This is a genomic window from Bacillus sp. AP50, from assembly GCF_040492675.1.
Lineage (GTDB): Bacteria > Bacillota > Bacilli > Bacillales > Bacillaceae_G > Bacillus_A > Bacillus_A cereus.
In genome coordinates, this window is sequence record NZ_JBEUTW010000107.1 from 32,474 (window position 1) to 57,815 (window position 25,342).

Here is a 25,342-nt window from a genome sequence, read left to right on the forward strand (position 1 = left end):
CTCAAGAACTGTCATGCTTTTTAGGAGAGGAGTATATTATGCTACAACATCTGTTTCCAAAACTGCGATTTGCACTCGTTGCAGTCGTTTTACTATGGATTAAAACATATATTGTGTACAAGCTAGCATTTGATATTAAAATTGATAATTTTTTTGAAGAATTCATGCTTTTTATCAATCCACTAGCTGCGTTACTTTTATTTTTCGGCTTAGCTTTACTTGCATCTAAGCACCGAAACCGAATTATAATTGGAATCAGTTTTATACTGTCATTTATTTTATTTGGAAACGCAATGTTTTATGGGTTCTATAACGATTTCGTTACTTTCCCGGTTTTATTCCAAACAAACAATATGGCTGATTTAGGGACAAGTATAAAAGAACTCTTTACGTACAAAACATTACTTTTATTTGCAGATGCAATTATTTTAATGTTTATTTCGCGTAAATTCCCATCATTTGGCGACAAAACACCACTTTCCCGCTCAGAGAAGCGAACTTTCTTTAGCGGTGTAACAGCTTTATTAGCACTACAAATTGTTGTATCAGTTATTTATAAACCACAAATGTTCTCACGCTCATTTGACCGTCAAACTGTCGTGAAGAATTTAGGTTTATACACATATCATCTATTTGATATTACGCTTCAATCCAAGTCCTCAGCTGAGCGTGTATTTGCAAGTGGGGATGGGTTTTCTGAAATTAAAAACTATACAGACTCAAAAGACAAACAAGTTGATAAAAACTTATTTGGAGCTGCAAAAGGTAAAAATGTAATTTTAATTTCAATGGAATCTACACAAAGCTTTGTTATTAATAAAAAAATAAATGGAAAAGAAATTACACCATTTTTAAATGAATTTATTAAGGATAGTTTCTATTTCGATAACTTCTATCATCAAACTGGACAAGGTAAAACTTCTGATGCTGAATTTATCGTTGAAAACTCACTTTATCCGCTAGATCGTGGTTCTGTATTCTTTACTCATGCAACAAATGAATACACAGCGACACCAGAACAATTAAAGAAATACGGATATTCTTCTGCCGTCTTCCATTCAAATGATAAAACGTTTTGGAATCGGGATGTAATGTATCCTGCGCTTGGATATGATCGTTACTTTAATTTAAATGATTACGCAGGAACGGAGCAAATGTCTGTCGGTTGGGGATTAAAAGATAAAGAGTTCTTTGAACAATCTATTCCAAAGTTAAAATCTTTACCGCAACCGTTCTATACAAAATTTATTACATTAACAAATCATTTTCCATTTCTTCTAAATCCGGAAGATCAATATGTTGATGAATTCAACTCGGAAAGTGGTGTTGTAAACCGCTACTTCCCAACTGTTCGTTACACAGATGAAGCTCTTAAATTATTTATTAAACAATTAAAAGAAGAAGGATTGTATGATAATTCCGTTATTGTCATCTATGGTGATCATTACGGTATTTCCGAAAACCATAACGCAGCTATGGCACAGTTCCTAGGAAAAGATACTATTACACCATTCGATTCTATGCAATTACAACGAGTCCCTCTTATTATTCATGTGCCTGGCCAAGAAGGAAAAGTTGTTTCTAAAGTATCCGGTCAAATTGATATTAAGCCAACGCTCCTTCATTTACTTGGTATTAAAACAAATAAATCCGTTGAATTTGGAACTGACTTATTTATTAAAGAGAAAGACCCGCTTATGGTAATGCGTGATGGTAGCTTTGTTTCTGAAGAATATGTTTATACAAAAAATATGTGCTACAAAAGAAGTACGGGTGAAGAAGCTGACATGACGCTATGTCAGCCGTATATTGAAAAAGCAAAAACAGAATTAAAACTCTCCGATAAATTAATTTATGGAGATTTATTACGCTTCGATCCTAATAATCGATATAAAACTGGAACGATGACAACGAAATTTGAATAGTAAAGGAAGCAACTTTATACAAGTTGCTTCCTCTTTTTATTTTCACTTAATTTTCAAACCATCCTTCTATGAAATCTTTCACAAATTGGTAATTTCTTTCGTATGAGGAATAAATTTATGGTATGATAAAATAAGTAAACTTTCATACACTAATTAAGAATTTATTACAGAAAGCAAGGGATCAGATTTTGTATAGAGCAGCTATTCCAAACTTATTTACGCTCGGAAATTTATATAGCGGATTTTTATCAATCGGCTATGCATCTTTAGGATATTATAAATCAGCTGCTATTTTAGTACTTATCGGGATGATGTTAGATAGTCTTGATGGTCGTGTTGCTCGTTTATTACGTGTTGATTCACAAATGGGAAAAGAGCTCGACTCGCTTGCAGATGTCGTAACATTTGGTGCAGCACCAGCTGTTTTAATGTATTACACATCTTTCTCAAACTACGGAATCATCGGATTATACATAGCGGGATTATTCCCTCTTTTCGGAGCATATCGTTTAGCACGATTTAATGTAACACCATCTTCTACTTCAATGAAATATTTCACTGGAGTACCGATTACAGCAGCGGGAGGGCTTGTTGCTTTCTTAACATTATTTTCACATACCATTCCAAAAATCGTTCTTATTACCGTATTTGTAACGTTCGCATTTTTAATGGTGAGCCGCATTCGTATCCCAAGTTTAAAAGATGTACCAATTCCACGATATAGCATCATTATTACACTATTTTTAGTTGGAATCATTATTACAATGTATCAAACAGGATTTGGAAATTTTTCTGTTTTCTTATTTATTGCCATTCCACTATATATTTTGTACATGTTATCTCAATTCATTAGACAAAGACCGTCTAAAAAAGCGAATAAAGAAAAATAAGAAAACCTTCCGAGTCCGGAAGGTTTCTTTTTATTTTGTAACTAATACCTTTTGATTTACAGGTGTTACTGGCTCTTCGCCGTTTAATACAGCTAAAATATTTCTGACAGCCATTTCAGCCATCGCATCACGAGTTTCAAATGTTGCATTCCCTACGTGTGGAGCAAGTACTACATTCTTTAATTCTTTTAACTCTTCTGTAATTTTCGGTTCAAATTCAAACACGTCAAGAGCTGCTCCTTCAATTTCATTCGTTTTTAATGCATGAGCAAGTGCTGCTTCATTCATAATTGGTCCACGTGAAGCATTTACAATATACGCTGTTTTCTTCATCATTTTAAACTGCTCTTCATCAATCATATGATGTAAATTTGGATTATAAGCACAGTTAATTGTAATAAAGTCTGCTGTTTGTAATAATTCTTCCAACATCACATACGTTGCCCCCAGCTCACTTTCAGCTTCAAGCTTACGATTTGGCCCTGTATATAAAACATCCATTCCAAATGCTTTCGCACGTTTTGCAACAGCCTTCCCGATTTCTCCAAGACCTATAATTCCGATTGTCTTACCATGAACTTCTCGTCCTAAGAAAAATAACGGTGCCCATCCGTTAAATCCAGTCGTACGACATAACGTATCCCCTTCAGGAATTCTACGCGCCGCTGCTAAAAGAAGTGCAAATGTTAATTCTGCAGTCGCTTCCGTTGATACTTTCGGTGTATTCGTAACTGCAATTCCTTTTTCGCCCGCATACTTGTAATCAATATTGTCGTAACCAGCACCATAGTTTGCAACAATCTTTAAATGAGGCGCTGCATCAATAACTTCTTTTGGCACCTTTGTCGAAAGTAAACTTAACAATGCATCTTTATCTTTTACACGCTCTGTTAATTCATCTATAGAAATTAACTCCTCTTTATCGTACATTTCTACATCATGATCTTTTAATAGTTCTAATCCAATTTCCGGAATTTTTCCCGCTACTAATATTTTTGCCACTACTAACACCTCTTCTATAGAAAATAAGATATCTCTTATATTTCATTGTAAGAAATCCACATATAAAAACCAAGGAATTTGATTATAGTTTTAAAAATCGACACTTTTCCATGAAAAAAGAGGAGATGCAACTCTCCCCTTTTCTTACGCTTTTTCTTGCGATTCTTTTCCAAGCTTCACATCAATCGTTCCTTCTGCAACCGTATCGCTAATTTGCTCCTCAATAACCGATTGAGATTCAGCATTCGTTTCAGAAGTATAAGCTTGTTGCTGTGCACCTTGTACATTTTGTTTATTTTGTTGTTTCGCCATTTCTTACCCTCCTTTTCATTCTTTCTTATTTTGAACAAAAAGGACGGTTTTCATCAAAAAATTGCGTTTCATTTTGAATTTGTTACTTCTTCTTCAAGCGACCTCATTACTCTTGCTCGCTTCGTAAATGTTGCAACCTGAGTAACACCGTGAGCTAGTAATGTTTGTACATTTTCTTGTACATAATTCCCTAAATCATTTGGATAATGGGCATCCGAAGAAATCGTAATTGGAACACCATACTTAGCTAATACTTGTAAATATAGTGGACTTGGGCACATTTCACGAACAGGATAACGATAGTATAATCCTGCATTTATTTCTGTTGCCGTATTCGTTTCTACTAACGCACAGGCAATTTCCTCATAATAAGAAAGCTGTTCATTCTCATCCAATCGATAATTAAATACCTTTATATTATCAAGATGAGCGATAATATCAAATAACTCGGTACGAATCGCACTCTCAACTGTTTTAAAAAACATATCATATAATGCGCGTAGGTCATGCTTCTCAAAATATTCTTTCGTATCTGGATTATCAAATCCCCAGCCATTTAGAAAATGAACGGAACCAATTATATAATCAAAGTCTCCTAGCGCTAATAATTCTTTTAACTCTCCTTCACAACCAATAAAATAATCCGCTTCAATTCCAAGTTTAAGTGTGACACCTCTTTTACTCCATCGTTCTTTCGCCTCTTCAATGACCTTTGTAAAATCATACAGTGAAACTACCCTTACTTGATCTAACCATTCCTTCTGTATACGACCGAGCTTAGAATCACTAATATCTACATATTTTTCATAATATCCTTTCGCTTCATGAAAACGATATAAATGATCAACAATCCCAACTTCTGTTATACCTTTTCGCACAGCTTCTTCTAAATAGAGGTCCATCCATTCTGTTGTAAATGGCCCTTCCTTCACACGCTTTTGCAAACGCTCTTGTGTTTTCATAAGCCAATCAATAGAATGCCTTTCTTGAAGCGGTTCATAACGTTCCAGCGCTTCATTTATTTTAGCAAGCCATCCTATTGAATACGGTCCTTCTTCTAAGTGAAGATGATAATCTACTTTCATATACATTCCCCCTTATAATGTATCTATTTCCCTTCTATCCCCAACTCTCGAAAGCTTTCCATTTCGTTCTTTCACCTCCCGCATGACATCTTCCAATGTAATATTTTTTTCAGCTAATAAAACGAAACAGTGATAAAATACATCAACCATTTCTTTCACTACTTCTTCTTTATCATTATTTTTACATGCGATAATTACTTCAGCACACTCTTCACCAATTTTCTTTAAAATTTTATCTTCTCCTTTTGAAAATAAATAATTTGTATACGATTCAGGAAGTGGGCTTTCCTTTCGTTCTTCAATTGTTTTATACAGCAACTTAAAGGCATTTTCCATATGTATCCCCCTATATAATTTGATAGTGAAAACATGTCTTCTCTCCCGTATGACAAGCAGGTCCTACTTGTTTCACATTCACAACAATTGAATCTTGATCACAATCTAAATATAAAGATTGCACATATTGAAGATTCCCTGATGTTTCCCCCTTATTCCATAACGACTGCCTCGAACGAGAATAAAACCATGTTCTTTTCGTCTCTAACGTTTTTTCATATGCTTCTTCATTCATATAAGCTAGCATTAAAACTTCTTTCGTACCTTCTTCGATGACAATTGCTGGTATTAATCCTTTTGAAAAATTAGGTTTCATAACCGCACCTCAACATTTGCATCTCTTAATTTTCGCTTTACACTCTGCACTGTCGCCTCACCATAATGAAAGATGGATGCCGCTAACGCTGCATCAACTGTTGTCTTTTGAAAAACTTCTATAATGTGATCCGTATGACCACAGCCCCCTGATGCGATGACTGGAATGGAAACACTTTTTGAAATTTCTTCTGTTAAACGAAGGTCATATCCGCTTTTCGTTCCATCTGCATCCATACTCGTTAACAAAATTTCACCTGCCCCAAGTTTAACAACACGCTTCGCCCATTCTATGGCATCCATTCCTGTGTCAACTCTTCCGCCGTTGACGTATACGTTCCATTTACCTTCTGCTACTTTTCTAGCATCAATTGCCACGACAATACATTGTGATCCAAAGTGTTCTGTCCCTTCTTCTATAAGCTTCGGGTTTCGCACTGCCGCTGAGTTTATTGAAACTTTGTCTGCTCCAGCTCTTAGTAAATTGTACATATCTTTCACACTTGAAATCCCCCCGCCAACCGTAAGAGGAATAAATACTTTAGCTGCTGTTTTTTCTACAACATCTATAATCGTTTTTCTTCCTTCATGAGTCGCTGTAATATCTAAAAATACGATTTCATCTGCCCCTGCCTCGTTATATGCTTCAGCTATTTCAACCGGATTACCGACATCTTGTAATCCTATAAAATTTACACCCTTTACGACTCGCCCTTCTTTCACATCTAGACATGGAATGATTCGTTTCGCTAACATAACTTCGTTACCTGTAACACTTCTTCTAAATCAATCGTTTTCTCGTAAAGCGCCTTTCCAATTATGACACCATATATATTCATATCATTTAACTTTTTCACATCTTGAATAGATGCCACTCCTCCAGAGGCGATGAGACGAATGCCCACACTTTTTTGAAGTATCGCTAATTGTTCAAAATTTGGACCTGCAAGCGTCCCGTCTTTCGAAATGTCTGTAAACACAATCGTTTGAACACCTAAACTTTCCATTTGTTTCGCTAAACTAACGTAAGAAATTTCAGACAGATCAAGCCAACCTCTCGTTGCTACGAAACCATTTTTCGCATCAATTCCAACAATGATTTTCTCTTTATATAGACGAACTGCTTCCTCTAAAAATGACTTATCATAAAGAGCTGCTGTTCCTAAAATCACTTTTTCTACACCTGCTGACAATAACTTCTCCACCGTTACAAGTGAACGAATTCCTCCTCCCACTTGCACAGGAATACGTACCGCCTTGCAGATTTTTTCAATGACGGGCAAATTTAACGACTCGCCAGCAATTGCACCGTCTAAATCAACAATGTGTAGTATTTCCGCTCCAAGCTTTTCAAATATGATCGCCTGCGCTACCGGATCTTCATTCATCACCGTTTCTTTACTAAACTCTCCTTGATAAAGTCTAACGCATCGCCCTTCTTTTAAATCGATAGCTGGGAAGATTTCCATGCTTCTACCACTCCTTGAAAATTTTTTAATATTTGCATGCCAATTTCGCCACTTTTTTCTGGATGAAACTGTGCACCAAATACATTTCCTTTCGCGACAAACCCTGGTATTTGCATTCCATAATCACTTACTCCGCATACAATTTCATCTGGACAATCCGCGTAATATGAGTGAACATAATACACGAAAGAACCATCCACTAATCCATTCCAAAGCGGAAATTCTCTTTCCTTCCTTAATTCATTCCATCCCATATGAGGAATTTTATACGAAACTTTTAACTTCCGAATTTCACCTGGTAGTAAACCTAACCCGCTACAATCTTTTAGTTCCTCACTTCGTTCAAATAAAAGTTGCATGCCCAAACATATACCGAGGAGTGGTTTTCCTATGTCACAAACTTCTTTTAGTACACACACTAAATCTCTTTCTTTTAATACTTCCATCGCTTTCGGAAATGCACCTACTCCCGGTAGAATCACGCCATCGCTTCTCAATATCTCTTCTTTATCACTCGTTACAATGTACTCTGCCTCAATATATTTTAATGCTTGCTCTACACTGCGAATATTCCCCATTCCATAATCTATAATGGCAATCAATTACAACATCCCTTTCGTTGAATTTACACCAGTAATGTTGGCATTTTTTTCGACCGCTTCTCTAAGCGCTCTACCAAAAGCTTTAAATAATGCTTCAATTTTGTGATGTGTATTACTTCCGTATAGAACGCGCGCATGTAATGTAATATTGGCAGCATGTGCAACTGCTCTAAAAAATTCTTCCGTCAATTCTGTATCAAAATCCCCGAGCTTCGGATTTGTTAATTCCCCTTGAAATACACAATATGAGCGTCCACTTATATCAATTGCAACAAATCCTAAAGATTCATCCATCGGTACATACGCGGAACCGTAACGATTAATTCCTTCTTTATTTTGCAATGCTTCTTTCAAGCAATTTCCGAGTACAATTCCAACATCTTCAACGGTGTGATGTGCATCGACAAATACATCACCTTCTGCCTCAACTTGCAATCCAAATCTTCCATGTCTAGCAAATAAAGTCAGCATATGATCGAAAAAACCAACCCCCGTTTGAATAGATACACTCGTACTTTCATCAAGCTGCAAACTTAATTTAATTTTTGTTTCTGTCGTCTCACGTGCTTGACTGGACTGACGCATTATTTTTCCTCCTCAAACCTTATTTGGATTGCTCTCGCATGTGCATGTAACCCTTCTTTATTTGCAAGCTCTACAATATGATGCTGTACATTTTTTAATGCTTCCTCTGTATAAGAAATAAAACTTGATTTTTTCACGAAATCATCGACTGATAACGGAGAAAAAAATCTTGCCGTTCCGCTCGTTGGTAATACATGATTCGGTCCCGCCAAATAATCCCCGAGCGGTTCAGGTGCATATGGCCCAAGGAAAATAGAGCCTGCATGTTTCACATAATCTAGAGCATTCATCGGTTCTTTTATATGTAACTCTAAATGTTCTGGAGCAATTTTATTTGATAACTTTAGTGCCTCCTCTAAAGAAGCAACGATAAAGATGGCTCCATTTCTATTTATTGATTCACGTGCAATTTCACTTCTTGGTAACGTTTCTAACTGTCTTTCTACCTCTTTTTCTACTTCTTTAGCTAGTTCCATATTCGTTGTAATACAAATCGCCGTTGCTCTCTCATCATGCTCTGCTTGCGATAATAAATCCGCTGCGATATATTTTGCATTACCTGTTTCATCCGCGACAACTACAATTTCTGATGGACCAGCAATCATATCGATATTTACTATCCCGTATACTTCTCGTTTCGCTAGAGCGACGTACAAATTTCCCGGTCCAACTATTTTATCCACTTTCGGAATCGATTCCGTCCCGTATGCTAAAGCAGCAATTGCTTGTGCGCCACCTATCGTATAAATTTCATCTACTCCCGCAAGATTTGCAGCAGCTAATATATGAGGATCAATTCCCCCTTTCCTCGGCGGTGTTACCATTACAATCTTTTTCACACCTGCAAGTTTCGCCGGCAATACATTCATTAATACTGAAGAAGGATATGAGGCTGTCCCACCTGGTACATATACACCTACATTTTCTAATGGCCGAATGAGCTGCCCTCTAATTATGCCTTTACTTTCACAATCGAAGATTGAATACTTCTTTTGCTTTTCGTGATACGAAACAATGTTTTTCTTCGCCTCTTTTAAAGCTTCTAAAAATGAATTCTCTACAAACATACTCGCTTGCTGTATTTCTTCTTCACTTACACGAAAATCTTTCATCTCTACACCATCAAACTTTTTTGTATAGAAAGATAAAGCCTCATCATTCCCTTCCCTTACATGTCTAATGATTTCTCTTACACTTCTTTGAACAGTTTCTTCTATTATATTAGCGTTTTCTCTTAGCACTTTTATTTTAGATAATGCCTCCTTAAAGTCTTCATAAATGATTTCCATTTTAAATCCTCCTATTTCCCTGATAAGATTTCTTGCTCCATCATATTTATAATACTGAATATTTCGTCTTTTTTAGTTTTTAAGGCTGCCTTATTTACAATCATCCGAGCCGATATAAAGTACATTTCCTCAAATACAATGAGTCCATTCTCTTGTAATGTTTTTCCTGTTTCAACAATATCTACAATCGCATCTGCCAATCCAAGAAGAGGAGCGATTTCTACAGAACCTTCTATTTTAATAATTTCTACATCCTCTCCCTTATCATGAAAATAAGTAGAAGTAATATGTGGGTATTTCGTAGCGATTCTTTTCTTCCGGTAACTCTTCGGATTATACGTAGGAATAGAAGCAACACAAAACTTACAAATCCCCACTCCTAAATCCAGCATTTCATAAATATCTTTCTCGTTTTCCATTAAAATATCTTTTCCAACGATGCCAATATCAGCTACCCCATGTTCTACATAAGTAGCAACATCAACCGCTTTTACTAAAATAAATGAAATATTTGTATTTTTACTTTGAAATACAAGCTTCCGACCTTTATTTTTGAGCTCGGAACAATCAATTCCAATCTGCTCAAAAAGTGGAATGACATGTTTTTCTAATCTTCCTTTCGTTAACGCAATTTGAATGTTACGCATGAAGCCTCTCCTTCTTTCTGGACTACCCATTTCTCATTCCATACATATTCCACTAAGTATTCATTCTTTGCCTCAACGACCGTTCCTATTTTATTTTTTCTTGCGAATTGAAAGGTATCGCTTAAATTAGAGAATAGAGATAACCAAGCATTTTTCCCATCCTTTCGAAGTAAATTTCGTAGCCTTTCTGCTTCCGCTAATCTATTTAACTCATAATGAATCACAATATCAATTTGATTTCGTTCATATGGTTCTTGCTGCTCTTGCAGCGCCTTCACAATTTGATTTACTTGTACCGCGAGTCCAACAGCTGGCAGCATTTCTCCAAAATTGCCAATTAGCTCATCGTATCTTCCGCCACTAACGATTTCTTCTCCAATTTCATATATATATCCTTTGAAAATAACACCCGTATAGTAATCTAAGTGTTGAATCATGCCCAAATCAATTGATATGTAAGAACCATATCCTAACGTTTCAATTGTTTCATACATTTCTTTTATTCTTGCAATTGCCATTTTCATTTCATTACTTGAAGCAAGCTTTTCTGCTTCCTCAATAACTTCTAAATTTCCAAATAGCCTTGGCAATTTCTCAAGTAACCTTACTGTCTCATCGCATCGATTTAATTTCTTTTCTCCGATAAAATTTGAGAGGGCTGCATAATTTTTACTTTCTATATACGTTCTAAGTCCCCTTTCTTCTTCATCATGGATGGAGAGTTTTTTTACAATACATTTATATAACTGTACTTGCCCAATCTCAATTGTAAAAGATTGCACCTTCAACTTTTGAAGTGCTTGAATGACACTTATTACACATTCAATTTCAGCTCTTACATTATCAATCCCGATAACTTCAATACCACTTTGTACGATTTCATTATATTTTCCAGAATGGGATTCATTCGCTCGAAATACATTCCCGCTATACGTCACTTTAAGTGGCGTATCCCATCTCTGTGTTCCAATAACTCTCGCTAAAGGAATTGTCATATCTGGACGTAAAACGATAATCCTTCCCTTTTCATCAAAAAATTTATACATCTTCTCTTCATCTATCGGTCTATTTTGAAATGCAAAAACGTCATAAAATTCAATTGTAGGTGTTCTTATTTCTTCATAACCTCTCTCTAAAAAAGTAAGCCTTAATTTTTGTTCTACTTCTTCAATTAACGTACATTCTTCGAATAAATAATCTCTCGTTCCATTTGGATTTGCCCGTTTCCATTTTGTCATCTAAATTTTCACACCTTTCCCCTTCTAATGTATGCCTATTTCATTCCCCTAAGCCGAAAATAAAAAGAGCCTTGTAGACAAAATACCTACAAGGCTCTTCAGTAGAGTGTAGGTACAACGGGAATAACCCTTGTACCTACACGTTTTCACGCTAGGTTCAAGGGTTTCATGTATGATGATGTAGTTGTGTAAGCATTGTAATAGATTGCACGATATTCATAATACTTACTCCCTTTCTCCTCTGATTTTCACATAGTATATAACAGTTAATTTTGAATGTAAATACATTTTTAATATTCCGTCATTTTTTTAATGTAAAGCCACTTTTCTTTCATACTCTTTTATTTCTTGTTCATATTGCATTGTAATACTAATTTCATCTAAACCATTTAATAACTTCTCTTTCCACATTTTCTCGATTGTAAAATGGAATCTATGCGTATTCGTTGTCATTATTTCATTTTCTAAATCAACTGTGATTTGTTCTCTCGCATCTGTTTTAGCAAGTTGTTCACGCATATCTTTATCCATTACAATCGGTAACATGCCATTTTTCATACAATTCATATAAAAGATATCGGCAAATCCTCCAGCGATAATAACGCGGAAACCATAATCAGCAAGTGCCCATGGAGCATGTTCTCTTGACGAGCCACATCCAAAATTATCGCCTGTGATTAATATACTGGCTCCTTTTCTTTCTTGTGCATTAAGCGGGAAATTAGGGTTTTCTTGGCGATTATTATCATATCGCCACTCATCAAATAAAAACTTCCCAAACCCAGTTCTTTCAATTCTCTTTAAATATTGCTTCGGAATAATTTGATCTGTATCAATGTTATCATTCATCAGTACTGCGGCAGTACCTTTATGAATACGAAATGGCTCCATCATAACTCTCCTTTCTAATATCAACAAAATGACCATATAACGCAGCCGCTGCCGCCATTGCCGGGCTAACTAAATGCGTTCGTGCTCCCTTTCCTTGTCTTCCTTCAAAATTGCGATTTGACGTAGAGGCACAATGTTCCCCTTCAGGCACTTGATCTGGATTCATACCTAGACACATTGAGCATCCGGGCTCTCTCCATTCAAATCCAGCTTCTTCAAATATGCGATGTAATCCTTTATGCATCGCTGCTTCTCTTACCCTTTGAGATCCAGGTACAACAAGTGCTCGCACACCTTCTTTTACTTTTTTACCTTTCACGACAGATGCAGCAATTTCTAAATCAGAAAGCCTAGAATTTGTACAAGATCCAATGAAAACATGTTGAACTGGAATGTCATACGTACTTTGTCCGGGACTCAACCCCATATAAGAAAACGCTCTTTCGTCATTTGCATCATGCTTTTCTGGCAATTTCTCATCGATCCGAACACCCATACTAGGATTTGTTCCCCACGTAACGTACGGTGCTAAATCCGTAACATCTACTAGAATATGTAAATCATAAACTGCATCTAAATCTGTATAAAGTTCTGACCATTTTTTCTTAATAGATTCATAGTCTTTCGGTGCATATTTACGCCCTTTTACGTAAGCAACCGTTTTTTCATCTGGTGCAATAATGCCAGCCTTTGCTCCCCCTTCAATTGCCATATTGCAAAGCGTCATCCTCTCTTCCATATCCATAGCATGAATGGCCTCTCCGTAAAATTCCATTACGTAACCTGTTCCAACTGCTACTCCGTACTTTGAAAGAAGGTGTAAAATAATATCTTTCGCATAAACACCTTGCGGTAACTTTCCTTTTAACTCAATGCCCATTGCTTTCGGCTTTCGTTGCCATAACGTTTGCGTCGCCAATACATGTTCCACTTCACTCGTACCAATACCAAACGCTAGTGCGCCAAAAGCACCGTGTGTTGCTGTATGACTATCACCACAAACAATCGTTTTTCCTGGCTGTGTGAGTCCAAGTTCTGGTCCTATTACATGAACGATCCCTTGCTCTTCATCTCCGATATCCGCTAATGGCACCTGAAATTGTTTACAGTTTTCCCGAAGTGTATCTAGTTGCTGCTTCGCAATGCGGTCGGTAATATTCCAAACATCTTTCGTTGGAATATTATGATCCATCGTTGCAAATGTTAAATCTGGTCTGCGGACTGTTCGATTTGTAAGCCGCAAGCCTTCAAAGGCTTGCGGTGACGTTACTTCATGAACAAGATGTAGATCGATATATAATAAATCCAATCCATTTTCATTAGTCGCAACTACATGTCTTTCCCAAAGCTTATCTAGTAACCTTTTCCCCATTATCTTCCTCTCCCTACTAACGCTTGCTCTTCCATTTCTTGAATAACTGCCTTTGTAAATGAAGTTGTCGTTTCAGTCCCCCCGATATCTGCTGTACATTTTCCTGATTTAAGGACTGCAGAAACTGCTTCTTCAATTGCATATCCTTCTCTCGTTAATCCGAACGATTGCCCAAGCATCATTGCAACAGAACGCATCATCGCAATTGGATTCGCCTTATTTTTCCCCGCAATATCCGGTGCTGATCCGTGAATAGGCTCGTATAATGAAGGCCCCTTTTCAGCGTGACTTGCTGATGGAAGCATTCCTAATGATCCAGCTAATACTGAAGCCTCATCACTTAAAATATCACCAAATAAATTTTCCGTTACAATAACGTCAAATCTTCCTGGATTCCGAATTAATTCCATAGCTGCTGCATCTACTAAAATGTGTTCTACTTCCACATTTGGGTAGCGAAGTGCTACTTCTTCTGTCACAGTTCTCCATAATTTACTAGACTCTAAAACATTCGCTTTATCAATAGATGTTACTTTTTTCTTCCGCTTATTCGCTAATTGAAAAGCATACGAAACGATACGTTCAATTTCATGGCGATGATACGTAAGTGTATCTGTCGCCACTTCTTCCGTTCGCTCTTTCGGATAAGAAAAATAAATTCCGCCTGTTAATTCACGAACGACAACGAAATCAATTTCATCAGCGTTTTTTAATGGTGATAAATGTGCAGTTGCACTTTCTACCGTTACAGGGCGAACATTCGCAAATACACCGAGTCCTTTTCTTAATGCTAATAATCCTTTCTCAGGCCTTTCTTTCGCACTATCCCACCTTGGTCCACCTACTGCTCCAAGTAAAACCGCATCACTCGCTAAACAGGCGGCAAGTGTTCGCTGTGGTAATGGTTGCCCAGTTAAATCGATAGCAACACCACCAAAGTACTCATCTTGCAAATGAAAATGATGTCCATATAGCCTTTCTACCATATGCAATACTTCCTTCGCACTTTCCATTACTTCTGGACCAACACCATCACCAGCTAAACAAACGATACGTTTTTCCATTTTTAACACTCCTTTTAACTGAATTTTCAGAACTTTAATTTGATAGGTGAGGAAAGCTTCTCTCACCTATCAAATATTTATTTCACAAGCGCTATAAGAGATTTTAATTTCCCTGCTGCATGGACATAAGCTCTCGCCGACGCTTCCAATACGTCTTGCGCAACTCCGAAACCTGATATTTGGTGACTACCTTCTTTTAATTCAACATGAACGTGAGCAAGTGCATCTTGACCTTGTGTAATAGATTGTATGCGATAATCTGCCAATTCACATTCTAATCCTAAAATTCTTTGAATCGCATTGTATATCGCTTCAATACTACCAGAACCAGTGGCTGCATCTTCATATACATTTCCTTCCTCATCCTTCAGCACAACTGTTGCGCATTGTGTACTATTTGATACGAAATGCACTTGTAATTGCGTAATGTTATATTGCTGAGCTGCAAATGCTGCTTCACCAAGCATAAGTGCGCGTAAATCTTCTTCAGTAATTTCCTTTTTACGATCAGCCAACTTTTTAAATGCTTCGAATGCCGCATCTCGCTCTTCATTTGTAAATTCATAACCAAGCTCTTTCATTTTTTCCGTAAACGCATGACGGCCAGAATGTTTCCCAAGTACAAAGAGATTTTGAGATTCTCCTATAAGCGCTGGTTCGATAATTTCATAAGTTGTTACTTCTTTTAAAACCCCGTCTTGGTGAATGCCCGATTCATGAGCAAATGCATTCGCTCCAACGATTGCTTTATTTTTCGGTACAACCATACCCGTTAACCTGCTTACTAATATACTCGTCGCCTTAATTTCTTTTAAAGTCATTGAAGGCTCTGCTTTATAAAAATCTTTTCTAATATGAAGAGCTACCGCAACTTCTTCTAACGCTGCATTCCCTGCTCTTTCTCCAATGCCATTAATCGTTCCTTCTACTTGCAATGCTCCTCCTTCAACCGCAGCTAACGAATTTGCTACTGCCATACCAAGATCATCGTGACAATGACAAGAAAAAATCGCTTTTTCATATGATGGAACGGATTCTTGTAAGTATTTAAAAAGAGAATAATACTCTTCCGGATTCGTATATCCAACTGTATCTGGAATATTAATTACATTCGCTCCTGCACGAATCGCAACTTCTACTGCTTCAGCTAAAAAATCTCTTGTTGTTCTTGTCGCATCTTCTGCAGAAAATTGTACTGTCGGAAATAATGATTTTCCAAGCGTAACCGAGCGATGAATACTATTTAACACATCTTCTTTTGACATACAAAGTTTATATTTCATATGAATATCACTCGTAGCTAAAAATACGTGTAGACGAGGAGATACAGCACCTTTCACAGCTTCATATGCTCTTCGAATGTCACTTTCTTTCGCTCTAGCTAAACTCATAACCGTAGCATTTTGAATTGTATTCGCAATACGTTTTACCGATTGAAAGTCACCTTCGGAAGCTGCCGCGAATCCAGCTTCCATTACATGAATACCAAGCCTCTCTAATTGCCTAGCAATTTGTAATTTCTCTTGTTCATTTAAATTTACTCCTGGTGATTGTTCGCCATCACGAAGCGTTGTATCCATGAACAAAACCTGCTTCATATTATTTAACCCCTACCTTTACTCGCGGCTGTACGAAAGGCATCATTTCACGTAATTTACGTCCAACTACTTCGATTTCATGTTTATTCTCTTTCTCATTTGTCGCATGGAAATTTGGTCTTCCTGCTTTATGCTCTGCAATCCAGCCTCTTGCAAATGTACCATCTTGAATTTCTGCTAATACTGCCCCCATCGCTTTCTTCGTATCTTCAGTAACAACGCGTGGTCCTGATACGAAGTCTCCCCACTGCGCTGTATCTGAAACTGAATATCTCATATTTTCAAGTCCACCTTCGTACATAAGGTCAACGATTAGCTTCAGTTCATGTAAACATTCAAAATATGCAAGTTCAGGCTGATATCCTGCATCAACTAACGTTTCAAACCCTGCTTTTACAAGTGCAGTCACTCCGCCGCAGAGTACAGCTTGCTCTCCAAATAAATCTGTTTCTGTTTCTTCTTTAAACGTCGTTTCTAGTACACCAGCTCTCGTTGCTCCAATTCCGTCAGCATAAGAAAGTGCTTTTTCAGTCGCAACTCCTGTTGCATCTTGATATACTGCAAATAATGCAGGAACAGCCCCGCCCTCGGCGAACGTACGGCGTACGAGATGCCCCGGTCCTTTTGGCGCTACTAGAAATACATCTACATTAGCTGGTGGTTTTACTTGATCAAAGTGAACATTAAATCCATGTGCGAACACGAGGGAGTTTCCAGCCTGTAAATTTGGTGCAATTTCAGCTTCATATACTTCTGGTTGTAATTCATCAGGCAGTAGAATCATTACTACATCAGCTTTTTCCGCTGCTTCTGCTACTGTATATACAGAAAATCCATCTTCATTCGCTTTATTCCAAGACTTACCTTTTCTTAAACCTACTACTACATCAAATCCGTTATCACGTAAATTTTGCGCATGTGCATGACCTTGCGAGCCATATCCGATGATTGCTACTTTCTTTTCCTTTAATACATTTACTGTTACATCTTTCTCATAATAAACTTTTGCCATTTTCATTTCCCCCTATATTTAAATGATTATTGAATTAACATAACTTGCTTATCTTGTTTTTTCATACTACGTGTAAATGCTGTTACACCTGTTCTAGCAATTTCTTTCAAACCGTATGGACGAAGTAATTCAATTAACGCTTCTACTTTGTCTTGCGTACCTGTTACTTGCACAACTATGGAATCCTTCCCAACATCTATTACAGCGGCTCGAAACGGTTCAATTAAACTATATAATTCTGCCCTCGCTACAGAAGTTGCTACTTTAATAAGAGCAAGTTCTCTAGCAATCATCGCTTCTTCTGTAATATCTGATACTTTCAGTACGTCAATTTGTTTATGCAGTTGTTTAATTAACTGCTCCACTTGCTGTTCACTTTCAACGTGTACAACAATCGTCATTCGCGATATATCTGATGATTCTGTATGACCTACTGAAATACTTTCAATATTAAAATGTCTTCGTGTCATAACCCCTGTAATTCGGTTTAAAACACCACTTTGATTTCGAACTGTCGCTGTAACAATTCTCTTCACCCTTTTTCCACTCCCTCCATTTGGTGAACACCTTTTCCTGGCGCAACCATCGGCATAACCTTCTCTGATTGAAGTACACGACAATCAATTACGACTGGCTCTTGTAATTCAATAGCATGCTGGATTTGCTTCTTTGCAAGAAGTGGATCGTCAATACGAACACCTTTTATGCCATATGCATTCGCAAGAGCGACGAAATCTGGTTGGCATGGTAATAAAGAATGTGAATATCTTTGATTGTAAAATTCATCTTGCCACTGTCTTACCATTCCTAAAGCTTCATTATTTAAAATAAATACTTTAACGGGTAAAGCGTGTTCTTTTAATACACTTAATTCTTGTAGAGTCATTTGAAACCCAGCATCACCAACAATTGCAATAACTAATTCTTCAGGCTTTGCAATTTGCGCACCGATTGCTGCTGGAAATCCAAACCCCATCGTTCCTAATCCACCAGAAGTTACCCATTTATCTGGATTTTTCAGCGGATAATATTGGGCTGCCCACATTTGGTGTTGCCCAACGTCTGTTGTTACAATCGCTTCTCCCTTCGTAATTTCATATAACATATCAATTGCGTATTGGGGCTTAATACTTTCAGAATTTCTTTTATAAGAGAATGGATATTGTTCTTTTCTCCCCTTTAATAAAGTGATCCATTCATGATGATTTTCTTTTCCCCCTTCTGGTTCAAGTAATACTTCCAATGCCCGCTTAGCACTTGCAACAATAGGAATTTCAGTTGGCACATTTTTCCCGATTTCTGCTGGATCGATATCGATATGCGCAACAGTAGCCCCTTTAGCAAAATAAGCTAAATTCCCTGTAAGCCGATCATCAAATCTCGCGCCTATATTAATGAGTAAGTCACATTCATATAACGCCATATTTGCTGTATAAGAACCATGCATTCCTCCCATCCCTAGAAATAGTTCATCATCTGGTGGAAAACCACCAAGACCAAGTAATGTATGCACAACAGGGATTTCATATTTACGAGCAAAATTTGTCAATTCTTTCGAAGCTTTCGCATGCAATATACCCGCTCCAGCTAAAATTAACGGTTTTTTTGCGGTTTCAATTACTTTGAGTAATTTGTTTATTTGAAGTAGATTCGGTTCATAATTAGGGTTATATCCCGGTAAATCCATTTGTACATTGCTACATTGCTCACCTTTCTCGACTACCATATCTTTCGGAAGGTCAATAACGACTGGTCCTGGTCTTCCAGTTTTAGCAATATGAAATGCTTCTTTAATAATTCGAGGTAAATCTGAGGCCTTTCGCACTTGATAGTTATGTTTTGTCACTGGCATCGTAAGTCCCATAATATCTGCCTCTTGAAAAGCATCGCTCCCAATTAACGTTGTTGCTACTTGGCCTGTAAATACTACAAGTGGCAATGAATCAATCATCGCATCAGCTAGACCCGTAATTACATTTGTAGCACCTGGCCCACTCGTTGCAATTACAACCCCTGGATGCCCTGTAATTCTGGCATACCCTTCAGCAGCGTGAATTGCCCCTTGCTCATGCCTTGTTAAAATATGCGGAATTTCACAATCATACAATGCATCATAGAGAGGTAAAACGGCACCACCCGGATAACCGAAAATCACTTCTACGCCTTCCTTTTCTAGCGCTTCTAACAATAGCTGTGCACCAGTTGCCAGTTTCTCTTCCGTTTTTGAAGACATTGTTCTTATAAGCCCCCTTTTTCAAACTTTTATACAATAAAAAAATCCTACGTCCACACTCCAGCTATGTGCTGAAGGGACGAAAGATTTCGCGGTACCACCCTTCTTCGCAAGAATACTCTTGCCTCAGTGATCCATAAATGGATCTAGCTAATAACGGAGCTACCGTCTAAGCCTAGACAAATGCTTTAGCTTAGCACTCAAGGGCGATGTTCGTCGACGTGAACCATCGGTTTTCAGCAACCACCGACTCTCTGTGAGGCTTCACAATCAACTACTCCTCCCTATCAACGCTTTCTTATGTTAAAAAAGTTGTTATCCAACTTTATTTTCTTCGTAAATTTTCTCTCCATCTTCTACAACTAACTTACGAAACTCTTTTAATAAACGGTTCGTATGTGGACCTGTTTGCCCTAAGCCAATCGTTCTACCATCTACTGTCGTAACAGCAATCACTTCAGCAGCTGTTCCTGTTAAAAACACTTCATCAGCTACATATACATCATGTCTTGTAAATAACTCTTCTCTTACGTCATACCCAAGTTTTTCGCCGATTTCTAAAATGGCGTTTCGTGTAATACCTTCTAACGCTCCAGCAGAACTTGGTGGTGTAATTAATTTATTTCCTTTAACAATAAACACGTTATCTCCTGATCCTTCAGCTACATATCCTTGATCATTTAACATAAGTGCTTCTTGTACTCCAGCTAATTTCGCTTCAATACGAACTAAAATATTGTTTAAGTAATTTAAAGATTTTACTTGAGGGGATAAAACATCGGGACGATTTCGGCGCGTTGCAACTGTTACAACTGGAATCCCTTTCTCATAATATTCTTGTGGGAATAAAGATAATTGTTCTGCAATTACTACTACATTCGGCTTCTTACATGAATCGGGATCCAATCCAAGATTTCCTGCTCCTCTTGATACAACAAGGCGAATGTATCCATTAGATAATTTATTTTGTCGAATCGTCTCAACAACAATATTTGTTACTTCATCTAATGAATATGGAATTTCTAAAAGGATTGATTTTGCTGATTCATACAGCCGGACAAGATGCTCTCTCAAACGGAAAACATTACCGCTATAAACTCTAATTCCTTCAAACACTCCATCGCCATATAAATAGCCATGATCATATACTGAAACTTTTGCCTCATCTTTTGGAACAAATTCTCCATTTAAGAAAATCCATTGCTCATTCACTAGAAGCGCCTCCTATGTTCTATGAATTTTTTATTGTTTCCTAGTTTACTCTCCTTTCTAAATAAATCAAGTGAATTTTTAGAAAATTTATAATTTTTAATCGTACGTACTTCTTTGCTTATACTGATTTAACAACATTGTTAACGTTTACAAAAAGTCAAAAAATTTTTTTCGCCAATTTCCACTAAAAAAATATTTGTTTAAAAGAAGGATTTTCATCAATTGATACGAATCTATTGTATTCAATAAACGGACGTCCGATTTTATAAATCCGGGGATATATAACGACTTTTGCTGAAAAAGGGGGAAAATAACAAAAATAGCGCTGTCTAAAAATAACATTCATATTTTTCATTTCGTAATCATAATCCTATTTTTAAAAAACAATTTGTCAAAATAAAGGAGGAAATAAATATGGCGTGTGTACAAATTAAAGGAACGAGACAAGAGGTAGTAGAAATGCTGCAATTATTTGATCTAATGGATACGAAAGGTTTTTGTAAATTCGATAATTACGTAGAGGTAGAACCAAATACGAAAGAACATAATCATTTTATTGCTTCAATCGACATCCATTCAAATACTTCTTCAGCACAAGATACATTAAACGATCAATTCGTTAGTCAAATGCTTACTGGCGTATATAACGACTAAACAAAGATTTACTTCCTACCGTCTTTTCATAAATATATGCAGTGAACTTGAGCATACTAGCAATTAGATGGTAGGAGGTGATAATTATGGCTAGAATTGGCGTTGAAAACTCATTAACAGACGTTCAACAAGCTCTTCAACAACAAGGTCATGAAGTTGTTACACTTAACTCAGAACAGGATGCACAAGGGTGTGATTGTTGCATTGTAACTGGGCAAGATTCTAATGTGATGGGCATTGCAGATACATCAATTAAAGGATCAGTCATTACAGCTCACGGTTTAACAACGGATGAAATTTGTCAACAAGTTGAAAGTCGCACTTAAAAAATGAAAGAGGACTCCTTTTAAAAGGAGTCCTCTTTTTTATATTCACCTAACGGGAAAGTAACATATACTGGATGAAAGCCCTACCTCTCTCTCATCATTACGGTTCCACTGACCGCTCCTTGATTCACTAGTATACATATATAGCTTACAAATACAATTTATAGGGTTTGTTCACAAAAGTTGTTGATAAAATTACCCGATCTTTCGCAAACTTTTCGTATTGCATTCATAAGAGATATTTACTTTACACTAGCTGTAACCGAGACACGAATTAAAATTTTAACACCAATACAATAACTTGTCAACTTTTTTCCGCAAACTAAAAACAGACATTAACGGTTTGTCTGTTTTAGAATGGAGCTTTTTCTTTTATTACATATACAACAAAGCCGCTTACTAACATAAATAAGCCAACTACTAAGTTTTTGATATTAATCATAAATTCCTCTCCCTTATTCCACACATCATATATATTTACATTTCAATTATTCCGATCATCCTAAAGCGCACTTTTTCTAATATATCATAATTCCTAAAAAATGCAAGTTCACTTTTGACGACCATTCACAAATTTATCTACAGTGCTTGGTACAGTATTTAAAGCCTTTTCAATTAAATGTGTACTGCTGTTGAGATGTAATACTTGCACCCCATTAGAACCAACTACTAAAAAAGCTACTGGACTAATGGAAACCCCAGCCCCGCTTCCTCCTCCAAATGGATGCCCTTGTTTGTTCTCTTTATGCTGATTTTGCCCACCGTTATGTTTTTCAGTGATGAAATCCCCTTTAAAATCACTTCCACCAGCTCCAAAACCAAAAGCCACTTGAGATACTGTTAATACTACATTTCCGTCAGCTGTTGAAACCGGGCTCCCAACAATTGTATTTACATCTACCATCTCTTTTAAATTTGTCATTGCCGTTTTCATTAAATTTTCAATTGGATGTTCCATTATGTATTGCACCCTTTCCTCATTATTCCTTTTTATATTTTCCAAAATAGAGGAAGTCATACTAACTTTTCCTATTTCAAAAAAACATTTTCCTTCTTTTAAAAGATACTACTCCCTGTACATGCTCCGGTATAGTGAAACTTTAATCAGTGGGATGTGTACGTAGCTCGACTCCCACAAATAGCGGGATAAAAAAGAAAAAGAGATACATACTACTATTGAACCTTGTTATGAAAGGAGTCATGACTTTGACTGAGAAATTTGATGATTATAAAAAAAGAGATAGAATAGATAGTGATTATAGTGACTATAAAGAAGAGTACGCCGCTGAGGTTGCACCACAACGCATTGATTATGATTACGATGATAAAGACGATAAAGATGTTGTAAAATCGTCCGCTGCTGGATCAACTGCTGGTTTTATCGCTCTTGCGCTATCTATCTTATCACTATTTACATTTCCAACACTATTTGGTCTTGTTTCTGTTTTACTCGGTATTTACGCTTATAATCGCGGAGCTACTGTAACTGGCGGTATCGCTGCAGTTGTCGGTGGAATTGCTGCACTTATCGCAATTTTATTCCGAGTAGCACTTATTGGTCTATTGTTCTCCCTGTTCTAAAAAAGAAAAAGGTATCTCGCTTAACGCGGGATACCTTATCCTGTAAACACATCTTCCGATGGATATTTTATTTTTTGTTTTGCTGGTCGCGCTAAAGAGAACACAAGTGTTAATGGTCCAATTAATCCGCAGAACATAACAAACATAATAATACATTTTCCGAATGCCGATAGCTTTGCAGTAATTCCCATCGTTAATCCGACTGTGCCAAACGCTGATATTGTCTCAAATAATAATTGAATAAAGCTGAAGTTTTCTGTAAGCATTAATATGAATACCGCTGCTAAAATAAGTATTTGACTGGCAACAGCAATCGCTAAGGCCCTCGTTACTGTCGACATTTTAATTGTACGCTGAAATAAAACAATTTCCTCCTTTTTTCTAAAGAAAGAAAGGACAGATGTAATTAAGATAACAAACGTCGTTAATTTAATTCCTCCACCTGTTGATACACTTCCTGCACCAATAAACATTAAAATCATCGTAAATAATATAGATGATTCTTCCATACCTCCATAGTCAACCGTATTAAATCCAGCTGTCCGCGGAGTAATACCTTGAAAGAAGGAAGCCCATATTTTTTCATTTAAAGATAAATTCCCTAACGTCTTCACATTATTATATTCCAATACAAAAATCACAATCATTGCTATAACATTTAGTACTACTGTTCCAATAATCATTATTTTTGAGTGAAGTGATAATTTTCGAAAACTGCGACTATACCATATATCAATTAATACGGTAAAACCGAGTCCACCAATTACAATTAAAGAGCAAATCCCAATATTAATAATGGGATCCCCTACATATCTTGTTAAATTATCTGGCCATAAAGCAAACCCTGCATTATTATAAGATGCAATTACATGAAAAATACTATAGTATAAACCTTTTCCAAAACCAAACTCTGGAATAAAGCGAAACGATAAAAAGATGACCCCAATAAGTTCAATACAAATCGAAAATATAAAGACACGCTTTACTAATTTTACAAGACCACCTATATTTGTTTGATTAAATGCTTCTCCAATTAATAAACGATGGCGTAATCCGATTTTTTTACCTAGTACCCAAACAATTAAAATGGCAATTGTCATAAGGCCTAGACCACCTGTTTGAATTAAAAACATAATAACAATTTCGCCAAACATCGTAAATGTACTTGCTGTATCCACTACTCCCAAACCAGTTACGGTCGCTGCTGACGTTGCTGTAAAGAAAGCATCTACCCAACTAATATGTACTTTCGTTGCGAATGGTAATTTTAATAACAAACCGCCAACCACAATTAAGCAGAAAAAGCCTAATGCTAATATTTGTGGTGGGTTTAATCGTATAAGACGATTATACAGCCCTTGTTTTTTTGTTACGTCCATATCACTAACTCCCTTATTAAAGTGAAGCTTCCCCTCATACAATAAAAAGCTTTTTAAAAGCCCTTAAATAATTGGGACAAACCTTATATTCTCATAATATAGTTGAGCATAATCTTTTTTTTCATAGATTACAACTTTTATTTATATTCAGATTCCTTTTCGTTTTATGCTGGAAAACTCTATATCCTAATTCTATATTGCTAGCAATAACAATTTCATATGTACTATCTTTCAAATCCCCATATCTTTCACTCTATGTTCACATAGAGGTCACATCCACCTTTTATAGTATATGTATCGAAGCTGTTCCTCCCTAATTTATAAG

28 protein-coding genes and 1 other annotated feature are annotated in these 25,342 nt (G+C 36.7%); of the genes, 5 read left to right on the plus strand and 23 right to left on the minus strand.

From position 1 onward, the window contains the following. Positions 1-38: 38 nt before the first annotated feature. Entirely contained in the window at positions 39-1,925 is a 1,887-nt protein-coding gene (locus ABWK52_RS09870; protein WP_000939082.1) for an LTA synthase family protein, read from the plus strand. A 188-nt stretch (positions 1,926-2,113) separates the two neighbouring features. Further along, the gene (gene pssA / locus ABWK52_RS09875) at positions 2,114-2,815 is read left to right on the plus strand and encodes a CDP-diacylglycerol--serine O-phosphatidyltransferase (RefSeq protein ID WP_000285417.1); all 702 of its coding nucleotides are present in this window, start codon (positions 2,114-2,116) and stop codon (positions 2,813-2,815) included. 30 nt (positions 2,816-2,845) lie between these two features. Here the strand turns inward: pssA and ABWK52_RS09880 are convergent, their stop codons facing one another. The 20 genes from ABWK52_RS09880 to ilvE all read right to left on the minus strand — a co-directional run bounded on the left by ABWK52_RS09880 (position 2,846) and on the right by ilvE (position 21,077). Continuing rightward, entirely contained in the window at positions 2,846-3,817 is a 972-nt protein-coding gene (locus tag ABWK52_RS09880) for an NAD(P)-dependent oxidoreductase (protein WP_001062829.1), read from the minus strand. A gap of 144 nt (positions 3,818-3,961) precedes the next feature. After that, on the minus strand, positions 3,962-4,129 hold the full coding sequence (locus tag ABWK52_RS09885) for a YozQ family protein (RefSeq protein WP_001118880.1): 168 nt from the start codon (positions 4,127-4,129) through the stop codon (positions 3,962-3,964). 68 nt (positions 4,130-4,197) lie between these two features. Next, positions 4,198-5,214, minus strand: a complete 1,017-nt coding sequence (locus ABWK52_RS09890) for a histidinol phosphate phosphatase domain-containing protein (protein WP_000861846.1) — start codon at positions 5,212-5,214, stop codon at positions 4,198-4,200. A 12-nt stretch (positions 5,215-5,226) separates the two neighbouring features. Then, complete coding sequence (gene hisE / locus ABWK52_RS09895) at positions 5,227-5,550, minus strand: phosphoribosyl-ATP diphosphatase (protein ID WP_000426357.1); 324 nt, start codon at positions 5,548-5,550, stop codon at positions 5,227-5,229. A 10-nt stretch (positions 5,551-5,560) separates the two neighbouring features. Then, on the minus strand, positions 5,561-5,866 hold the full coding sequence (gene hisI, locus ABWK52_RS09900; protein ID WP_000803961.1) for a phosphoribosyl-AMP cyclohydrolase: 306 nt from the start codon (positions 5,864-5,866) through the stop codon (positions 5,561-5,563). Next, entirely contained in the window at positions 5,863-6,621 is a 759-nt protein-coding gene (hisF, locus tag ABWK52_RS09905; protein ID WP_098021182.1) for an imidazoleglycerol phosphate synthase cyclase subunit, read from the minus strand. Before hisF ends, hisI begins: the two co-directional genes overlap by 4 nt. Continuing rightward, positions 6,615-7,334 carry a 1-(5-phosphoribosyl)-5-[(5-phosphoribosylamino)methylideneamino]imidazole-4-carboxamide isomerase gene (gene hisA / locus ABWK52_RS09910; RefSeq protein WP_000402298.1) on the minus strand — a complete coding sequence of 240 codons (720 nt, stop codon included), beginning with the start codon at positions 7,332-7,334 and terminating at the stop codon, positions 6,615-6,617. Before hisA ends, hisF begins: the two co-directional genes overlap by 7 nt. After that, positions 7,307-7,936, minus strand: coding sequence for an imidazole glycerol phosphate synthase subunit HisH (gene hisH, locus ABWK52_RS09915; protein ID WP_000560336.1), 630 nt, complete (start codon positions 7,934-7,936; stop codon positions 7,307-7,309). Before hisH ends, hisA begins: the two co-directional genes overlap by 28 nt. Beyond that, positions 7,937-8,521, minus strand: a complete 585-nt coding sequence (hisB, locus tag ABWK52_RS09920; RefSeq protein WP_001249951.1) for an imidazoleglycerol-phosphate dehydratase HisB — start codon at positions 8,519-8,521, stop codon at positions 7,937-7,939. It abuts the gene before it with no gap. Continuing rightward, positions 8,521-9,810: a histidinol dehydrogenase gene (hisD, locus tag ABWK52_RS09925; protein ID WP_000402913.1), complete on the minus strand. Its 1,290-nt coding sequence runs from the start codon at positions 9,808-9,810 to the stop codon at positions 8,521-8,523. Before hisD ends, hisB begins: the two co-directional genes overlap by 1 nt. 11 nt (positions 9,811-9,821) lie before the next feature. Next, entirely contained in the window at positions 9,822-10,457 is a 636-nt protein-coding gene (gene hisG, locus ABWK52_RS09930; protein ID WP_001244487.1) for an ATP phosphoribosyltransferase, read from the minus strand. Continuing rightward, the gene (locus ABWK52_RS09935) at positions 10,433-11,695 is read right to left on the minus strand and encodes an ATP phosphoribosyltransferase regulatory subunit (RefSeq protein ID WP_098541388.1); all 1,263 of its coding nucleotides are present in this window, start codon (positions 11,693-11,695) and stop codon (positions 10,433-10,435) included. Before ABWK52_RS09935 ends, hisG begins: the two co-directional genes overlap by 25 nt. A gap of 309 nt (positions 11,696-12,004) precedes the next feature. Next, positions 12,005-12,586: a 3-isopropylmalate dehydratase small subunit gene (gene leuD, locus ABWK52_RS09940; RefSeq protein ID WP_000433189.1), complete on the minus strand. Its 582-nt coding sequence runs from the start codon at positions 12,584-12,586 to the stop codon at positions 12,005-12,007. Further along, a complete protein-coding gene (leuC, locus tag ABWK52_RS09945; protein WP_000518102.1) occupies positions 12,564-13,958 on the minus strand; it encodes a 3-isopropylmalate dehydratase large subunit in 1,395 nt (464 codons plus the stop codon). Before leuC ends, leuD begins: the two co-directional genes overlap by 23 nt. Then, on the minus strand, positions 13,958-15,022 hold the full coding sequence (leuB, locus tag ABWK52_RS09950; RefSeq protein WP_000415384.1) for a 3-isopropylmalate dehydrogenase: 1,065 nt from the start codon (positions 15,020-15,022) through the stop codon (positions 13,958-13,960). Before leuB ends, leuC begins: the two co-directional genes overlap by 1 nt. Positions 15,023-15,099: 77 nt before the next feature. Then, the gene (leuA, locus tag ABWK52_RS09955; RefSeq protein WP_000815755.1) at positions 15,100-16,620 is read right to left on the minus strand and encodes a 2-isopropylmalate synthase; all 1,521 of its coding nucleotides are present in this window, start codon (positions 16,618-16,620) and stop codon (positions 15,100-15,102) included. A 1-nt stretch (position 16,621) separates the two neighbouring features. After that, positions 16,622-17,632 carry a ketol-acid reductoisomerase gene (ilvC, locus tag ABWK52_RS09960; protein ID WP_001151747.1) on the minus strand — a complete coding sequence of 337 codons (1,011 nt, stop codon included), beginning with the start codon at positions 17,630-17,632 and terminating at the stop codon, positions 16,622-16,624. Positions 17,633-17,658: 26 nt separating this feature from the next. Further along, positions 17,659-18,168: an acetolactate synthase small subunit gene (gene ilvN, locus ABWK52_RS09965; RefSeq protein ID WP_000822952.1), complete on the minus strand. Its 510-nt coding sequence runs from the start codon at positions 18,166-18,168 to the stop codon at positions 17,659-17,661. Further along, positions 18,165-19,865 carry an acetolactate synthase large subunit gene (gene ilvB, locus ABWK52_RS09970; protein ID WP_000095832.1) on the minus strand — a complete coding sequence of 567 codons (1,701 nt, stop codon included), beginning with the start codon at positions 19,863-19,865 and terminating at the stop codon, positions 18,165-18,167. The genes ilvN and ilvB overlap by 4 nt, the downstream gene beginning before the upstream one ends. Positions 19,866-19,937: 72 nt before the next feature. Beyond that, positions 19,938-20,165, minus strand: a binding site (T-box leader). Positions 20,166-20,180: 15 nt separating this feature from the next. Next, positions 20,181-21,077, minus strand: coding sequence for a branched-chain-amino-acid transaminase (ilvE, locus tag ABWK52_RS09975; protein WP_001005487.1), 897 nt, complete (start codon positions 21,075-21,077; stop codon positions 20,181-20,183). Between the two features lie 414 nt (positions 21,078-21,491). On the opposite strand from ilvE, the gene ABWK52_RS09980 reads away from it, so the two are divergent. Together ABWK52_RS09980 and ABWK52_RS09985 are read left to right on the plus strand one after the other, a co-directional pair. After that, positions 21,492-21,731, plus strand: a complete 240-nt coding sequence (locus tag ABWK52_RS09980) for a DUF3911 family protein (RefSeq protein ID WP_000752512.1) — start codon at positions 21,492-21,494, stop codon at positions 21,729-21,731. An 86-nt stretch (positions 21,732-21,817) separates the two neighbouring features. Then, a complete protein-coding gene (locus ABWK52_RS09985) occupies positions 21,818-22,057 on the plus strand; it encodes a YkuS family protein (protein ID WP_000101017.1) in 240 nt (79 codons plus the stop codon). A gap of 352 nt (positions 22,058-22,409) precedes the next feature. Here ABWK52_RS09985 and ABWK52_RS09990 read toward each other — a convergent pair whose 3' ends face one another. Beyond that, a complete protein-coding gene (locus tag ABWK52_RS09990; RefSeq protein ID WP_000608227.1) occupies positions 22,410-22,499 on the minus strand; it encodes a hypothetical protein in 90 nt (29 codons plus the stop codon). Between the two features lie 108 nt (positions 22,500-22,607). Further along, the gene (ytfJ, locus tag ABWK52_RS09995; RefSeq protein ID WP_000204234.1) at positions 22,608-23,075 is read right to left on the minus strand and encodes a GerW family sporulation protein; all 468 of its coding nucleotides are present in this window, start codon (positions 23,073-23,075) and stop codon (positions 22,608-22,610) included. Between the two features lie 188 nt (positions 23,076-23,263). Between ytfJ and ABWK52_RS10000 the strand changes: the two genes are divergently transcribed. After that, on the plus strand, positions 23,264-23,638 hold the full coding sequence (locus ABWK52_RS10000; RefSeq protein ID WP_000136535.1) for a hypothetical protein: 375 nt from the start codon (positions 23,264-23,266) through the stop codon (positions 23,636-23,638). 35 nt (positions 23,639-23,673) lie between these two features. Here the strand turns inward: ABWK52_RS10000 and ABWK52_RS10005 are convergent, their stop codons facing one another. Then, positions 23,674-25,017: a TrkH family potassium uptake protein gene (locus tag ABWK52_RS10005; RefSeq protein WP_058839471.1), complete on the minus strand. Its 1,344-nt coding sequence runs from the start codon at positions 25,015-25,017 to the stop codon at positions 23,674-23,676. Positions 25,018-25,342 lie beyond the last annotated feature (325 nt).

Coding starts and splice junctions, on each gene's coding strand:
- ytfJ (WP_000204234.1), bottom strand. CDS start 23,075: ATGACTTCCTCTATTTTGGAAAATATAAAAAGGAATAATGAGGAAAGG.
- leuB (WP_000415384.1), bottom strand. CDS start 15,022: ATGGAAAAACGTATCGTTTGTTTAGCTGGTGATGGTGTTGGTCCAGAA.
- hisD (WP_000402913.1), bottom strand. CDS start 9,810: ATGGAAATCATTTATGAAGACTTTAAGGAGGCATTATCTAAAATAAAA.
- ABWK52_RS09885 (WP_001118880.1), bottom strand. CDS start 4,129: ATGGCGAAACAACAAAATAAACAAAATGTACAAGGTGCACAGCAACAA.
- ABWK52_RS09890 (WP_000861846.1), bottom strand. CDS start 5,214: ATGAAAGTAGATTATCATCTTCACTTAGAAGAAGGACCGTATTCAATA.
- hisE (WP_000426357.1), bottom strand. CDS start 5,550: ATGGAAAATGCCTTTAAGTTGCTGTATAAAACAATTGAAGAACGAAAG.
- hisA (WP_000402298.1), bottom strand. CDS start 7,334: ATGGAAATCTTCCCAGCTATCGATTTAAAAGAAGGGCGATGCGTTAGA.
- hisG (WP_001244487.1), bottom strand. CDS start 10,457: ATGCGTAACATTCAAATTGCGTTAACGAAAGGAAGATTAGAAAAACAT.
- leuD (WP_000433189.1), bottom strand. CDS start 12,586: ATGGAGCCATTTCGTATTCATAAAGGTACTGCCGCAGTACTGATGAAT.
- ABWK52_RS09870 (WP_000939082.1), top strand. CDS start 39: ATGCTACAACATCTGTTTCCAAAACTGCGATTTGCACTCGTTGCAGTC.
- ilvB (WP_000095832.1), bottom strand. CDS start 19,865: ATGTCTTCAAAAACGGAAGAGAAACTGGCAACTGGTGCACAGCTATTG.
- hisF (WP_098021182.1), bottom strand. CDS start 6,621: ATGTTAGCGAAACGAATCATTCCATGTCTAGATGTGAAAGAAGGGCGA.
- ABWK52_RS09985 (WP_000101017.1), top strand. CDS start 21,818: ATGGCTAGAATTGGCGTTGAAAACTCATTAACAGACGTTCAACAAGCT.
- ABWK52_RS09980 (WP_000752512.1), top strand. CDS start 21,492: ATGGCGTGTGTACAAATTAAAGGAACGAGACAAGAGGTAGTAGAAATG.
- hisI (WP_000803961.1), bottom strand. CDS start 5,866: ATGAAACCTAATTTTTCAAAAGGATTAATACCAGCAATTGTCATCGAA.
- ABWK52_RS09990 (WP_000608227.1), bottom strand. CDS start 22,499: ATGATTAATATCAAAAACTTAGTAGTTGGCTTATTTATGTTAGTAAGC.
- ilvC (WP_001151747.1), bottom strand. CDS start 17,632: ATGGCAAAAGTTTATTATGAGAAAGATGTAACAGTAAATGTATTAAAG.
- ABWK52_RS09935 (WP_098541388.1), bottom strand. CDS start 11,695: ATGACAAAATGGAAACGGGCAAATCCAAATGGAACGAGAGATTATTTA.
- hisB (WP_001249951.1), bottom strand. CDS start 8,521: ATGCGTCAGTCCAGTCAAGCACGTGAGACGACAGAAACAAAAATTAAA.
- leuC (WP_000518102.1), bottom strand. CDS start 13,958: ATGGGGAAAAGGTTACTAGATAAGCTTTGGGAAAGACATGTAGTTGCG.
- leuA (WP_000815755.1), bottom strand. CDS start 16,620: ATGAAGCAGGTTTTGTTCATGGATACAACGCTTCGTGATGGCGAACAA.
- ABWK52_RS10005 (WP_058839471.1), bottom strand. CDS start 25,017: ATGGACGTAACAAAAAAACAAGGGCTGTATAATCGTCTTATACGATTA.